General features: G+C 37.9%; 14 protein-coding genes. 4 read left to right on the forward strand and 10 right to left on the reverse strand.

Annotated features, from left to right (window positions below; all coding sequences use genetic code 11):
* The first annotated feature begins 202 nt into the window (after positions 1 to 202).
* Both PSF42_RS07190 and pyk read left to right on the forward strand, forming a co-directional pair.
* Entirely contained in the window at positions 203 to 1,048 is an 846-nt protein-coding gene (locus tag PSF42_RS07190) for a MurR/RpiR family transcriptional regulator (RefSeq protein WP_213912781.1), read from the forward strand.
* Between the two features lie 199 nt (positions 1,049 to 1,247).
* Positions 1,248 to 2,690 (forward strand): pyruvate kinase, encoded by a 1,443-nt coding sequence (gene pyk, locus PSF42_RS07195; protein WP_125894851.1) that lies wholly within the window; start codon positions 1,248 to 1,250, stop codon positions 2,688 to 2,690.
* A gap of 52 nt (positions 2,691 to 2,742) precedes the next feature.
* On the opposite strand, the gene PSF42_RS07200 is transcribed toward pyk, so the two are convergent.
* From PSF42_RS07200 to znuA, 9 genes are all read right to left on the reverse strand, one after another.
* The gene (locus PSF42_RS07200; protein WP_272679723.1) at positions 2,743 to 3,171 is read right to left on the reverse strand and encodes a DUF7832 domain-containing protein; all 429 of its coding nucleotides are present in this window, start codon (positions 3,169 to 3,171) and stop codon (positions 2,743 to 2,745) included.
* A gap of 155 nt (positions 3,172 to 3,326) precedes the next feature.
* Positions 3,327 to 4,349, reverse strand: a complete 1,023-nt coding sequence (locus PSF42_RS07205; protein ID WP_272679724.1) for a fimbrial protein — start codon at positions 4,347 to 4,349, stop codon at positions 3,327 to 3,329.
* Between the two features lie 8 nt (positions 4,350 to 4,357).
* The gene (locus PSF42_RS07210) at positions 4,358 to 6,844 is read right to left on the reverse strand and encodes a fimbria/pilus outer membrane usher protein (protein WP_272679725.1); all 2,487 of its coding nucleotides are present in this window, start codon (positions 6,842 to 6,844) and stop codon (positions 4,358 to 4,360) included.
* Position 6,845: 1 nt separating this feature from the next.
* Positions 6,846 to 7,517: a fimbrial biogenesis chaperone gene (locus tag PSF42_RS07215; protein ID WP_272679726.1), complete on the reverse strand. Its 672-nt coding sequence runs from the start codon at positions 7,515 to 7,517 to the stop codon at positions 6,846 to 6,848.
* A gap of 57 nt (positions 7,518 to 7,574) precedes the next feature.
* Entirely contained in the window at positions 7,575 to 8,096 is a 522-nt protein-coding gene (locus tag PSF42_RS07220; protein ID WP_125891088.1) for a fimbrial protein, read from the reverse strand.
* 171 nt (positions 8,097 to 8,267) lie between these two features.
* On the reverse strand, positions 8,268 to 9,125 hold the full coding sequence (locus PSF42_RS07225; protein ID WP_125891087.1) for a LysR family transcriptional regulator: 858 nt from the start codon (positions 9,123 to 9,125) through the stop codon (positions 8,268 to 8,270).
* A 441-nt stretch (positions 9,126 to 9,566) separates the two neighbouring features.
* Complete coding sequence (lpxM, locus tag PSF42_RS07230; RefSeq protein WP_272679727.1) at positions 9,567 to 10,541, reverse strand: lauroyl-Kdo(2)-lipid IV(A) myristoyltransferase; 975 nt, start codon at positions 10,539 to 10,541, stop codon at positions 9,567 to 9,569.
* Between the two features lie 115 nt (positions 10,542 to 10,656).
* Positions 10,657 to 11,997 carry a murein DD-endopeptidase MepM gene (gene mepM, locus PSF42_RS07235; protein WP_125891085.1) on the reverse strand — a complete coding sequence of 447 codons (1,341 nt, stop codon included), beginning with the start codon at positions 11,995 to 11,997 and terminating at the stop codon, positions 10,657 to 10,659.
* A gap of 20 nt (positions 11,998 to 12,017) precedes the next feature.
* Entirely contained in the window at positions 12,018 to 12,977 is a 960-nt protein-coding gene (znuA, locus tag PSF42_RS07240; protein WP_125891084.1) for a zinc ABC transporter substrate-binding protein ZnuA, read from the reverse strand.
* Between the two features lie 76 nt (positions 12,978 to 13,053).
* Here znuA and znuC point away from each other — a divergent pair, with 76 nt between their 5' ends.
* Positions 13,054 to 13,821: a zinc ABC transporter ATP-binding protein ZnuC gene (znuC, locus tag PSF42_RS07245; protein WP_004910688.1), complete on the forward strand. Its 768-nt coding sequence runs from the start codon at positions 13,054 to 13,056 to the stop codon at positions 13,819 to 13,821.
* Entirely contained in the window at positions 13,814 to 14,599 is a 786-nt protein-coding gene (znuB, locus tag PSF42_RS07250; protein ID WP_213912787.1) for a zinc ABC transporter permease subunit ZnuB, read from the forward strand. The genes znuC and znuB overlap by 8 nt, the downstream gene beginning before the upstream one ends.
* Positions 14,600 to 14,700: 101 nt before the next feature.
* Here the strand turns inward: znuB and ruvB are convergent, their stop codons facing one another.
* Positions 14,701 to 15,711, reverse strand: a complete 1,011-nt coding sequence (gene ruvB, locus PSF42_RS07255) for a Holliday junction branch migration DNA helicase RuvB (protein ID WP_125891082.1) — start codon at positions 15,709 to 15,711, stop codon at positions 14,701 to 14,703.
* Positions 15,712 to 15,722 lie beyond the last annotated feature (11 nt).

Raw genomic sequence — 15,722 nt, forward strand, 5'->3', positions numbered from 1 at the left:
GTTTACTAATCTGAAAATTAGATACGGGTCAAAGTTTCACAAAAAGCTGCTATCTATCACCTGTATTCAGATAGCTTACCTACCATACATAGTATATTTTCACTCTTTATTACAGCATCACAGTAAGAAATTTAAAATCAACAACAGGATAACGTGATGACTCAAAAATTTCTCCTTTCGATGAAATAGGCGCTTTTGCTATATGAATATTTTAGAACAAATGAAAACAAGTCTCGATTTTTTAAGTAAATCAGAAAAAAAGGTGGCTGAAGTCATTCTAAGTATGCCACAAAATGCCATTCATCTCAGCATCGCTACTCTAGCGCAATTAGCCGATGTTAGTGAACCAACAGTAAACCGATTTTGTCGAAAAATGGATACGAAAGGATTCCCTGATTTTAAATTACGATTAGCACAAAATTTAGCCACTGGTACGCCTTACATAAACCGCCATATAGAAGAGACCGATACAGTAAATACCTATACTTACAAGATATTTGAATCTGCTATGGCCGGGTTAGATAATGTAAAACACACACTGGATATTGGGGTAATTAACCGTGCTGTCGATTTATTAACTCAAGCTCGGAAAATCAGTTTTTTTGGCTTTGGTGCTTCCGCGGCCGTCGCTCACGACGCAATGAATAAATTTTTTCGTTTTAATATTCCTGTCATATACTTCGATGATATTGTCATGCAGCGTATGAGCTGCATCAATAGTACTGAAGGAGACGTTATTGTGCTCATTTCCCATACGGGAAGAACCAAAGCATTAGTTGACATGGCACGTTTAGCTCGAGAAAACGACGCTACTGTCATCGCAATTACCTCAGAAAACTCACCACTCTCCCTAGCCGCTTCCTTATCTATTATTATTGATGTTCCTGAGGATACGGATATCTATATGCCAATGGTATCAAGAATGGCCCAGCTCGCCGTAATTGATGTATTAACTACAGGTTTTACGTTAAGAAGAGGCGAAAAATTTAGAGATAACTTGAAGCGCGTCAAAGAAGCATTACGTGATTCGCGGTTTGATAGCATCTAAAGACAATAAATTGGCAGGTTTAATGCTTTTCTTTGCTTTCAGGCTTTAATAGTTTTGCAGACCTGATAGCATTAAGAAATTGGCTGTATATAATAGCTGTGCTCGTGTCAGCATCCCTATTTGCAGTAAACAGGTTTCGAAATGGAGTGAAATGGTTTCACTCTTTTATCAACACCATTACAGGTCAACGGAGTAATACATGTCTAGACGGCTTAGAAGAACTAAAATTGTTACAACTCTTGGTCCAGCAACCGATCGCGATAATAATCTTGAAAAAATTATCAATGCTGGTGCCAACGTTGTTCGCCTTAACTTCTCCCACGGAACTCCAGAAGACCATCAATTACGTGCTAATAAGGTACGTGAGATTGCCGCTCGTTTAGGTCGTCATGTTGCGATCCTCGGCGATTTACAAGGTCCTAAAATTCGAGTTTCCACGTTTAAAGATGGTAAAGTTTTCCTAAATATTGGTGATAAATTCATTCTTGATGCCAACTTAGGCAAAGGTGAAGGCTGCCAAGATAAAGTGGGTATCGACTATAAAGGTTTACCTGCTGATGTGGTTCCAGGCGATATTTTACTTCTTGATGATGGGCGAGTTCAATTAAAAGTCCTCGAAGTCAAAGGGTTACAAGTATTTACAGAAGTTACTGTTGGCGGTCAATTATCTAACAATAAAGGTATTAATAAGCTCGGTGGTGGCCTTTCTGCTGAGGCATTAACAGATAAAGACAAAGAAGATATAAAAACCGCAGCAAAAATTAATGTTGACTATTTAGCCGTTTCATTCCCTCGTTCAGGTGAAGATTTAGATTATGCACGCCGTTTGGCTCGCGATGCCGGTTGTGAGTGCCAAATTGTTGCTAAAGTAGAACGAGCAGAAGCCGTAGCCAATGATCAAGTCATGGATGAAGTTATCCTTGCCTCTGATGTTGTTATGGTTGCTCGTGGTGACCTCGGTGTAGAAATTGGCGACCCAGAATTAGTCGCTGTCCAGAAAAAACTGATCCGCCGTTCTCGCCAATTAAATCGTGTTGTTATAACCGCAACACAAATGATGGAATCAATGATCACTAATCCAATGCCAACGCGAGCCGAAGTTATGGACGTTGCGAACGCGGTGTTGGATGGTACTGATGCCGTTATGCTTTCCGCTGAAACAGCTGCAGGCCAGTACCCCGCAGAAACTGTCGCTGCGATGGCTCAAGTTTGTTTTGGCGCAGAAAAAATGCCTGGCCTGAATGTATCTAAACACCGTTTAGAGGCAGAGTTTAGTAGCCCAGAAGAAGCGATTGCCATGTCAACAATGTATGCGGCTAACCACCTTAAAGGGGTTAAAGCTATCATTGCAATGACTGAGTCTGGTCGTACTGCTCGTATGATGTCTCGGATCAGCTCTGGCTTACCGATTTTTGCAATGTCTCGCCATGAAAAAACGCTTAACCAATGTTCCCTCTATCGTGGTGTTACTCCCGTTTTCTGTAGTACCCACACAGATGGTATTGCGGCTGCCAACGAGGCCGTGACGCGTTTGCGTGATAACGGCTATTTAATGAGTGGCGACGTGGTGCTTGTCACCCAAGGTGACTTAATGGGTACTGTCGGTAGTACGAACACTTGCCGTATTCTAGAAGTTGAATAATCTTTTAGCCCTCGCCTATGGGTGGGGGCTTTCTTGTATATTGATACTCTATCTAACCTTGAGCTTGTTTCCATTTGGTATATGCTTCACTAATCACAAGTGCAATTTTATCGTAATTTTCCCATGAATTTTCTATATGGTAAGTTGTCGGTAAATTACCTTTAAGAACACGCTCATAATCTTCAAAGTAACCCTTTTCTTCCGCTGCATAATAGAACTGAGTAAAAGCGTTACCTTCATCACTTAAATCTTCATCTATAAATTTTTCATCACACATTGTTATCAAAAATTCACGTCCATCGAGCTTTCGAGTTTTAACTAATTCCAGCTCTTCCGCTGATTCCTCAACATGAAATTCTCCGATTAAATCATTATGAATTATCCATGTTAAATAAAAGCCAATATGGGTGCCTCCATTCACAGTAGGTAGTTCTGCAGGATAATCACCACCGTAGTGCCAATCCATACGATCAAATGCCATAGTCTTCCCCAACTTAGTTATTGAAAAAGCTAATTATAACCTACCTCAGGTTATTGATGAGTTAAGATAAAGCGCAAAATAATGGTTAAAAAAAAAGTTATGCAAAAAAGTTAAGCTCTTCATTACGCTGATGCGACATGTCGAGCGAGTTGAACTTAATGGTATTGTAAATTAAATTGCAACGTACCGTTTGCCTTTCCGGCCTTTGTTGCTGTGTGTGTTTGAATATAAGCGGCTTCTAAAGGAATGTTATATTGACCTGCATTATTATTTTCAACGATAGGCATTAACTGATTAAGCTTTATTGGTAGGCCGTTGTATTTTATTTGGATCCCATAACCCTTCGCTGTATTTTCATCAGTTAAATTATTCAGTGCGATTGTCCCTGGTGTTTGGCTTGTATCTTGAGTTCCAATAAACGTCATTTTTATGGGTGATATCGGGTCACAATCTAATTGAATTTGAATATTTTGCTTACTCTCTGGACTCGTTGAGCCAACACCCGTAAATGACGATTTGCTGACTTTACCGAAGAGTATATCTATTGACTTATTTTTAACCTCGCAACCACTCGAAATAATATTAATTGGCCCCATATTGACTATTGGTTCACCTTTGCCATATAAATCTGTAGTAATAAAACCATTATGAAATAAAATTAGCATTGCAGCATTAGTTGTTGGTAAAGTTTGGCTTTTAACATAATTACTCAGTTTATAAAAATCCGCCCTTAGCTTTACCGCATACAACGCTGAAGATGCATTAGACCCACAGATTACCCTATTACTCATATTTCCATCTTTCGTGTTTACTCCATCTACATACGCAGAACCAGAACAAGGGCTTAATACTGTACCATGTAAAGCATAACCCACACCTGAGCTATCCACTTCTCTGACAGAACCTACACCAGAAATATACCTTGAGCTTCCTAATCCTCTTAATAAATATATTCCAACTTCTGTATTACCTGTCACATTCCACCACACCCATGGTGAATGGGCTCCTAAATCAACAGAACCAATGAATGTACCGACAGGTGATGTCCGTGAGACATAAAGTGTTTTATTCGAATAAACAGTTTGATTGGTAAATTCAGCTCTAAATTCTGCAATTCCGAATTGTGAATATAAATATAAAAGTAACGAAATGCCGATTTTTAATCCTAAATTCTTCATGACGACTCCTATTCACAAGTTCGTTCTATAATCTGAATTTTTTCATTTTTTAATGAAAGTAAAAGTGGAACTTTACACTGCTGATTATGGTTATTCCCCCATTTCACAATGATGACACTTTTCTCTGGGACGCCACTTAAATAAACTTCGCCACCATTTGCAACAATACCTCCTGTCACGTGCTTTTCATTTTCTATAACAGAAACTTGTGTACCAAATGCAATCGGTTTGTTTGCATGTTCCAGTTTTAATAGTACTCTAGCGCCACGTTTTGCTTGAAAATTGGCTAATACAATTGCGCCTTTGGTAGGCACAACTGTCGCTGTATTGATAGCAATATCATTGTGACCACTTAGTGTTGCAGTATCGACACTAATTTTATTTCGTTCATAGCGAGTAACAGTAGGAATTACTGCAAAACCTGACGAATTCGTATAAAGTGACTGTGCATTATTTACTTTTAAATTATCAATATTTTCTGCCTTTATGAGTACTGCTGAATCATATATCGTACGTGAGGTCGTTATTCCACCAGAATGCAATAATAGCGCCCCTGTAGCACCAAGGTCGATAGAGTGATATTTAGGATCATTGTTATAACCTGCGCTGTATTCCCCCGATGAAACGATATAGTTTGTACTGACCGAGTTGCTGTATTCATCACGATTATGGTTATAACGCTGTGTTAGGTCATATTGTAAATTGTTATCTTCTAACTGCGTACCATTAAAGCTTAATGAACTAATAGAGTCACCATTTTTACTGGTGTTATAACTATAATTGGCCCAATTATTATTTCTTCCTAAATAAAAAGGAATATTTAAATTCAATGACATCATTTGATTATTTGTTTTTGAGTATTCTTGTTTAGTATAAGAATAAGCAATACTGTAATTCATCGAATTATAATTAGAGCTAAAACTCACAGTTAAATTTGTATCAGAACCATGTTTATCCCAATAATATTGCTGATAACCATTCACCGATAAATAACCTATTCCATTAAATGATTGAGAAACTGACGCCTGAAACTGTTGTTTTTTTCGCCCTATATGATAAAAATAATTATTCGAATCAGAAAAATCATAATAATTCCTCGTTGAATAACGGTATGCGGCTAAAGAAAAAGAAGTTCCTGTATCAGAAATATATTTCGAATATTGAACCCGATACGATTGCCCTTCTACCTTATTTTTATCAATCAATTTTGTCGATGCTTGTGTAATATCTGTCGATATTGCCCCCATATTACCCAAATTGACTCCGGTACCTATTGTGTATGCTTGATAGTCTTGAGAAACTAAAAAACCGCCATAAACAGATAAATTGCATGGTAACCCATAAGCTGCTGATACTTGTGTAAAATTAGGCTTACGCCGTGCACTATCAACATTATATTTACCAATATCCACACTATATTTTAACGCGCCTGCTCTTTGCATCATCGGTGCTGCTGAAAATGGCTGAATAAACGACCTGACTATCCCATTAGTTTCTTCTATAGTGACGTCAAGGTCACCACTGAATGACGTTGGATATAAATCATTAATCGAAAATTCGCCCGGCGGTACTGTTGTTTGATAAATTATATGACTATTTTGTCTGATCGTGACAATCGCATTTGATTGAGCAATACCCTTCACTGTTGGTGCAAAGCCTCTTTCACTTTGAGGCAGCATACTTTCATCAGATGCTAATCTCACCCCACGATAAGGGTTACTTTCCATCACACCGTTATCTGAAGATGTTTCCCCTATGGTTAATCGACTATTTAAACGTCTAATATCACGTTCTATATAAGTTTGTAAATGATTCCAATTTTTTTCATTTTTTATTTTTTTATATGTACTATAGTTACGTAAACGCCAAGCATTTATATTGATACCACTTCTTAATCCTAAAAATAAGTTATCTCTGTTGTCTCTATCTTGATACCAATACTGATTAAACCTTGCTGTGTAATTAGCAAATACTGCATTAATTCCATCGTCCCATTCGTTTATTTCAACGTAACCCCGACTTGTCTTTTTTAGTCCAATTTGTGGAATACTTATTTGCAATTTTTTCATTTCAAATTTGTAATGATAGTTAGCACTAGGAATAACTTGTTCTATATTTCTTAAATATTCATTTTCTCCACTTGATGAAAACCTTTCACTCGCAGAATTTTTCACACCCCATTCTAACAACATTTTTTTTGTTATCTCAGGACGTAATTTTTTAGTTTTATTATCAAATACAAATGTAATTGTTTTATTATCAACCAGTTTATCATTGATGTAAATATCAACAAAATAATCACCAGGTAATTGTCCTCCTGCAGAAGATAGATAGCCTAAACTATTCACATCAGCAATTTGATTTTCAATTCCAGTATTAATCGCATTAATATCAAATATATCCTCAGCAATTATATTGTTTGCATATAATATAATACTGACCGCAGTGAAAACTTCAGTATAGATAAGCCTACTCTTGATACGGAAAGCTGACATTTTAGATACTTTTAATTAGTTTTTTCTCTATGAGAGCACCATAGTCATTAATAAACTCAACAACTATTGAATTACCCTTACTCATTTTTTTCTTAAGAATATAATCATTTTTAAATGGATATATTAATCTGGCGCCATCAACAATCTCACCATTAGCAATTATATTTTTTATTGACAAATGGTATGGGGTTCGGTTATCAATCATAATTCCATCTGACTTCTCAACTAAAAAAACCTTCTCAAAATCAAAAGACGCTATATCTTTCGGCCTTAAAAATAGTTTAAATTGTGAGTTTATAATTATCTGTAATTCATTTTCAATACTATCATCTTTCGGTGGTATTGATTTAATATTCAGTAAATAAATTTTCTCTATATTTGAGCCAATAGATTCACCTATGTATGAAATCCTAGCTGAACCATGTGTATTTGGTTCAATGCGAAATAATGGTGGAGTCGCAATAAATGGCGCTTTCCCCTCACCTTCAAAGAGAGAAACCCAGCTTTGAATTAAAAAAGGCTTTTCTTTATCGCTATTAAAAATCGGAATATCAATTTCACGTTTATTTTCTTCATAGACAAAACGTGTTCCACCGACACTAATGCCTGATGCTTTAGAGATATTAGAAATAGAAAGTAAACATATACAGATTGAAAAAAATATTTTTCTCATAAAAATAACCATGATATTGATGCTAGAAGGAGGGCAAACATTGTCACCCTCCAGTAATTAATGGTATTGAATGCTATATACTGCACTGCTATTAACAGGACCCGCAGTGGCTACGCCTGTCGCTTTATAGCGAGCAACGTAATCTAAATCTACTGTTGAACCATTGAGTTCAACCTGTTTTGAATTTTCAAATAATTTTATTTGTGTTGTTGCATCTTTTTCAAATAAGGCTATACCAACATTATTTGCAACACCAGCAGCTTGGTTAATGGCAAGAATATCACGGTCTGAAGTATCACGTGTACCACTAAATTGTACAGTTACTTTGGAATTTGCTGGACAATCTACAAGTTTAATCGTGAAATCTTTTAAACCTGCCACTTCACCTTGCGTGGCTAAACTCTTTACAGATACCTTTCCAAGGTCAACATTTAAATTTTTGGAGTTGCTATCAACTGTACAAGCTATGTCAGTTATTTCCCCAGTAAAGTTAATTGTACCTGAAGCAAATACAATTGGCGCAGATGTAACAGCTAAAGCAATCCCTATTACTGTTAGGGATTTTTTTAGAATACTCATAATAGTTCCTATAATATAGTTCTTTAATAATTAATCATTGCTTTATGAATAAATAGCTTACTCACTCTGGTGAGCGAGGAAAATATATCATTTACTTTTAATTAAGTTAACACATGGATACATTGAATCTTTTTAAATTACATCTAAAATATTTATATTTATCTCCAGCATTCATTTACCTTTTTCATCATCAATTAGATAATATTTTAAAATTTCATTCGCCATCGAGTTTTTATTAACATACATATAAAAACTATAGAATGATTTTTTATTTGGTGTTTTTAGCTCTCTTAATGAGTTATTATTCAATTCTTTCTGGATTAAATTTTTAGGTAACCATAAATACCCGAGGGAGTTTTCAGTTAATTTAATAGCTAATGCCACATTAGAAACATGGATGGTTTGAATGCTTCTTGCCCTATCTATATCTGTAGTCCCCAACGAAATTAACGTCATTTTTTTCATTAATTCCAATACATTATCAACTACGCAATGTTGGAGTTCATGATTTGGATGGGTTACAAATATAGCTTCAACTTGTTCAAGAAATATGGGGTTTAACGATTCAATGTAATGATGAGTAATTAGTAAATCATAATTTTCAAGTGTAAATATATCTGACTTGGCTAGTGAAAGCTGATGAAAATCAAGATGATAGCCTTTTCTGTAGCGGCTTAGAACGCCAACTTTTTCGAGTATTTCATCACTTTGGTATAGGGAATCTATAACAATATTTATTTTATTATTTCGTTCATGGTTGAATGACTTAGCAACCTCTTCTAGTGAAATAGCTTTATCTATTACCTCTCTCGATAACGCTAATAATTGTTCTCCTTGTTTAGTTAATACTGCACGGCGTTTTTCTAAAAAAAATATTTCAATTTCCAATGTTTGCTCTAATTTACTGATGGTATAACTAATTGATGATTGCGTCCTATGCAAAATTTCAGCAGCTTGAGCAAAACCACCATAATCAACTACCGCCTGTAAAGTTACCCATTGGTCTAACGTAGTTCGAGTTTTTTCCATTAAGCCTCCAAGTATTCATCTGGGAGTTACTTTTATTATGTAATCAAAATATCGAAACATATTTTATACGTCACCAATAAGTGATTATACATGATGATTGGTATTTGTTCATATTTTTAAGCGTGTTTACGTTATTTTTTTTGATAGGTAAAGAATTATTTTTAATATGAGTGCTTTATTTTTATGATTACTGCTAAATAAATAAAAAATATACGCTACTTACTTTTATCACTACTTTACAAAAAATTAGTGACATATCTAAAGAGGAATGAAGTCACTATCAATTATTAATATATTACTCTAAATTTCTATTACGGATAATCGTACACCATTTTTAAAATCATTGACTTTCAAGGGGGTATTTCTATAAATGTATACATTTAGATAAAAAAACCATTACTAAAAAGTAATGGTTTAAAATTGATTCTGTATTTAAGTGCACTAACGATAGAGATCTTTTCGCTGATAAGGTTCTATTTCTCCCTCTTTTCGCGTTTTCAATAATTTTAATATCCATGTGTACTGTTCTAAGTTCGGAGCAACCAGATACTCCAGCTCCTCATTCATTCTTCGTGCTATATATTTATCATCCTTTCCATCGATATCATCCATCGGTTCACGGATATAAATATGCAGTTGATGCGTTTTATGGTCATAAACAGGAAATAGTGGCACAATTTTCGCTTTACATACCTTCATTAGCCGACCGATTGCAGGTAAAGTTGCTTTATATGTGCCAAAAAAATCAACAAATTCACTATGCTCTTCACCATGATCTTGGTCAGGCAAGTAAAACCCCCAATAACCTTGCCTAACAGAAGCAATGAAAGGCTTAATCCCCGCCTCTCTTGAATGTAAGCGCCCCCCAAAATGGTATCTTGCTTTATTCCATAAATAATCTGCAACGGGGTTTTTTTGGTGATGAAACATGGCAGCCATTTGCTGGCCTTTGGCTGCTAATAACATCGCAGGGATATCAACGCCCCACCCATGTGGTACCATAAAAATAACATTACTTTGCTGTTGCTTTAAACGTTCTATAACTTCTTGATTATGCCAATGCGTTCTAGCTAGCGTTTTGTTCGCTCCACGAAGACATAGCTCTGCCAACATAACAAAGGACTGTAGTGCAGTTTCAAACATTCGATCAACTAATTCTTCTCGTTGATGTTCTGTCAATTCAGGAAAGCAGTAAAGTAAGTTAATTTTAGCGCGACGACGACCACTTTTTGCGAGTCGCCCCACCCATTTCCCTATTTTAGCCAATAAAGGGTCACGGACTTTAACTGGAATGAACGCTAATCCTGCTAAAATACCAGCCCCTAACCACACTCCCCAATATCTAGGTAAAAGGTAAGAGCGGTGAAACGTTGGCACATAGCCTTTTTTACTATCAGTGTCTTGATCTTTATTCATGCTGTACTCAAGTGAATAATAGCCATATTTCTATAGCTTATAATAGTTTATGGGAGCATTACAAAGAAAACTGGCAGATACAAGTACCTGCCAGCGATATAAATGGAAACTTAAGTTACTGTAGTTTAAGTTGTGGTTTCGTTTCTTTTACTAGCGCTAAGTATTCCTTACGCTCTTTCCCTGTCAAACCACCAGAACGAGGTAATTTCGCAGTGAGTGGGTTTACCGCTTGTTGATTAACCCACATTTCAAAATGTAGATGAGGCCCAGTCGAACGCCCAGTATTGCCCGATAGTGCAATTCGATCACCGCGCTTAACCTTTTGACCTGGCTTAACCAATAACTGGCGTAAGTGCATGTAACGCGTGGTATATTGACGCCCATGGCGGATCGCAATAAAGTTACCTGCAGCACCACTGTATTTTGAAACAATGACCTCACCATCACCTACTGCAAGTACTGGCGTGCCGACTGGCATTGCGAAATCCACACCTTTATGTGGTGCTACACGCCCAGTGACTGGGTTAACTCGTCGAGGGTTGAATTGTGAAGAAACTCTAAATTGTTTAGCGGTTGGAAATCGTAAGAAACCACGCTCTAAGCCATTCCCTTCGCTATCATAATATCGCCCATCTTCAGCGCGAAAAGCGTAATAGCTTTTTCCATTTGTTTGTAAACGAACACCAATGAGTTGGCTCTGTTCACTACGGCCATTCAGCATTTCCCTACTCATTAACACACTGAATTTATCGCCTTTTTTCAATTTTTTAAAATCAACTTGCCATTGCAAGGCTTTAATTACCTCACGGCCTTCACTGCGTGTTAAGCCAGCTTTATTTGTACTTTGTGCAAATGAACCGTCAACCGTGCCCTTTAAAACACTGTTAGTCCACTCACCTTCGCGAATTTGTTTGGCTTCTTCAAATTTGTTAGTCGTTCCAACACGGGTAAATACACGGGTCTCACGGCGAGAAACTTCCCATGTCAATGATTCTAATTCACCTTGATCAGTTAACGACCAATTTAAAGATTGGCCTATTTTCAGGTTTCTCAGCGATTTATGTTGATTGGATAGCGTTGCAACATCACCCGCTTCAATACCGAATTGAGTTAAGATAGTCGTTAAATTGTCACCACTTGCAACAACATATTCATGAGCAAGTGGGGCTGCTGCCCCACCCGTCTCTGCGGCTTCAGCGTCAGTATCAGCGAGGCCTTCATCAGGCAGCTGTTCACTACTATCTTGAATTATATCGTCGGTTGCATCACTTGCAGGTAATAATGAAAGCGGAATGATGGTATCTGGTGTTCCATCATTTTCAGTCGTCGTTGGTATATGAACTGGCCGCCAAACTGCGACGGCCATAGTCGCTACAGTGAGCGCACTTAATACAATCTTATGTGTTCTAGACAGGCTACCATATACCTGAACCAGACTCTTGGCCATTTGCTGCACTTAAACAATTCCTTCTATTTTTAATCCAGGCAGCTGGCGTATTGCTCTGATAATTGAGTCAAAAACTTCATGTAGCTATCCGGCCCTATAGCCAGCCCAATCCCTAATGGGTCGAGAGTTCCCATTTTCACCCCCGTATTACGTGCTACACTTTCAATCACAGCAGGCCTGAATTGTGGCTCAGCAAAAACACATTGCGCTTTATGCTCAACCAATTGTGTTCGTATTTGATGTAATTTTTGCGCGCCTGGCTGTATTTCTGGGTTTATCGTAAAATGCCCTAAAGGAGCGAGTTGATAGTGTTTTTCAAAGTAGCCATAAGCATCGTGAAAAACGAAATAACCCTTGTTTCTAGCTGGCTGCAAAATCTTAGCAATTTTCTGATCATTTTGCGCCATATTTTCTTTGAATTTACGAAGGTTTACGTCTAGCTTATCTTTTTGGTCAGGATAAAGCTCTACTAAGCGTCCATAAATGTCTTGCGCAGCAAAATTTGCGATCTCTGGTGATAACCAAACGTGCATATTATACTCACCATGATGATGATGTTCGTGATCCCTGTCATGGTTAGCTTCATCTCCATGTTCATGGTCGTGTTCATCTTCATGTGACTCCGCCATAAGTAGTGGCTTAATGTTTTTCTGCTCAGCCAATGCTAGGCGTTTATTCTGTGGTAATGTATTGATTGGCTTTTGTAAAAACATTTCCATATCAGGCCCTACCCACACAAATAAATCAGCCTGTTTAATTTTTTTCAAATCAGAAGGTTTAAGTGCATAATCGTGAGGCGAAGCACCATCTGGTAATAAAACTTGCGTCTCAGTGACACCGTCAGCAATACCCGCGGCAATAAAGGCCAGTGGGCGAATTGACGTTACAACATCTGCATTAGCAGTTGATACCATAGTTGCACTTAATACTGAGCTCGCCACCGCCCCGAAAAGAAATTTGCAGGCAATGTTTTTCGATTTATGTATCATAGCAGTCTTTTTCCGTGATTTTAACTTTGAAATGTTATAATATAACATAACATGAATTCTGCAAGATGTTTTTCATATGCAACCATTACTGACTTTAAATAAAATTTCTGTTTCATTTGGCGAAAAACAGGTTCTTAACGATGTTACCTTTGAACTGAATAAAGGTGATATCGTCACCCTTTTAGGCCCAAATGGCGCTGGAAAATCAACAATTGTACGTGTTGTACTTGGGCTACTTGCCCCTACATCAGGTACCATTACGCGTCCTTCTTCTCTCGCTATTGGTTATGTTCCACAAAAACTTCACTTAGATACGACGCTCCCTCTGACGGTTAAACGCTTTATGTTATTAAAGCTTGGTGTCCGTAAAGAGCATTTGTTGCCTGCCCTCGAGAGGGTCAAGGCGACGCATTTACTTGAACAACCAATGCAAAAATTATCAGGCGGTGAGACTCAGCGCGTTTTACTCGCTCGTGCCCTACTCAATAAACCTGACCTGCTAGTACTTGACGAACCTGCTCAAGGGGTTGATATCACCGGTCAAGTTGCTCTCTACGACTTAATCAATCAGTTAAGAACAGAACTAAATTGTGCAGTATTAATGGTTTCCCATGACTTACATCTCGTAATGGCAAAAACAGATAAAGTACTTTGCATTAATGGCCATATATGCTGTTCTGGCGCACCAGACGTTGTTTCAAACCACCCTGAGTTTGTGGCAATGTTTGGTTATCGCGGTGCTCAACAACTCGGTGTATACCGCCATCAACATAATCATCAACACGATTTAGAAGGCAATATTATTGTTGGTCACCAACACAGCAAGGACTGCAAACATGATTGAGTTACTATTACCCGGCTGGATAGCAGGTATGCTACTTGCCATTGCGGCAGGTCCTCTAGGCTCTTTTGTTGTGTGGCGCCGTATGTCCTACTTTGGCGATACACTCGCCCATGCTTCATTGCTAGGTGTCGCATTTGGGCTTCTATTAAATATCAACCCATTCTATGCCATTATTGCAGTCACATTGTTATTGGCCTTAATTTTAGTTTGGCTAGAAAAACGGCCACAACTTGCCGTTGATACGCTACTGGGTATTATGGCGCACAGTTCACTTTCTCTAGGCTTAGTTGTTGTGAGCTTAATGGCTAATGTCCGAGTTGACCTAATGGCTTATTTGTTTGGTGACTTACTTTCAGTCAGCTATGAGGATATTATAACGATTTTTATTGGCGTTATTGTCGTTTGCGGGTTGCTTTTTTATCGTTGGCGGGCACTTTTGTCGATAACGGTTAGCCCTGAACTGGCTTTTGTTGATGGGATTAATATTCAAAGGCTACGCTTATTACTGATGTTAGTTACCGCACTAACAATTGGTATTGCAATGAAATTTGTCGGGGCGTTAATTATTACGTCTTTATTGATTATTCCAGCGGCAACAGCGCGACGTTTTGCTCGCACACCTGAACAAATGGCTTTTATCGCTGTTTTAATTGGTATGATAGCAGTGACTGGCGGGTTAGCATTCTCGGCTTTTTACGATACTCCTGCAGGGCCGTCTGTGGTGTTGGTATCCGCTATTCTGTTCGTATTTAGCTTAGTAATAAAAGTGAAAAATTAATTTAAGCCATGAGCTACATAATTTCAGTTGTTACATACAATTTTTGATGCAAATGGCCCCAACATTGCTTTCAATGTTGGGGCCATTTTTATTTAATATAATTAAATTTCTTTAGGGGTTAAACCAAAGTGGTTATATGCATGAACCGTCGCCATTCGGCCTCTAGGGGTACGCTGAATAAAACCTTGCTGGATAAGATAAGGTTCTAAAACATCTTCTATGGTTTCACGCTCTTCCCCGATGGCAGCTGCAAGGTTATCAACACCAACAGGACCGCCCATAAATTTATCAATAATTGCCACTAATAGTTTACGGTCTAAATAATCAAAGCCTGCCGCATCAACATTTAACATGTCTAATGCTTGATTAGCAATTAGCTCATCAATTGAGCCATCACCTTTTACTTGAGCGAAATCCCGTACACGACGTAACAAGCGGTTGGTAATACGTGGTGTCCCCCTCGATCGCATAGCAACTTGTAACGCACCTTCTTCGGTGATATCTAGCCCCATATATTGGGCGCTACGTTTGACAATATGTTGTAAATCATCGACCTGATAAAATTCTAGGCGTTGCACAATACCAAAGCGGTCACGTAATGGCGATGTGAGTGACCCTGCCCGGGTCGTTGCACCAATTAATGTGAAAGGGGGAAGATCAATTTTAATAGAGCGCGCAGCAGGCCCTTCACCTATCATGATATCTAGTTGGTAATCTTCCATTGCGGGATAAAGTATTTCCTCAACAACTGGAGATAATCGATGGATTTCATCAATAAATAAGACATCATGGGGTTCTAGATTAGTTAACATAGCCGCTAAATCGCCAGCTTTTTCTAATACAGGCCCTGAAGTTGTGCGTAGATTAACACCGAGTTCATTCGCAACGATCCCTGCCAACGTTGTTTTACCTAGCCCAGGTGGGCCAAAGATTAGCAAATGATCAAGTGCATCGCCTCGCATCTTAGCTGCCTGAATAAAGATTTCCATTTGGCCTTTAACTTGAGGCTGACCAATGTATTCATTCAATAGCTTTGGCCTGATCGCACGGTCAATAGCTTCTTCATCTGACTGTAATACTTCAGCCGTTATTAGGCGATCAGCTTCAATCATATTCAACGTCT

The sequence above is a fragment of the Providencia sp. PROV032 genome, assembly GCF_028484875.1.
GTDB classification, from domain to species: Bacteria; Pseudomonadota; Gammaproteobacteria; order Enterobacterales; family Enterobacteriaceae; genus Providencia; species Providencia rettgeri_E.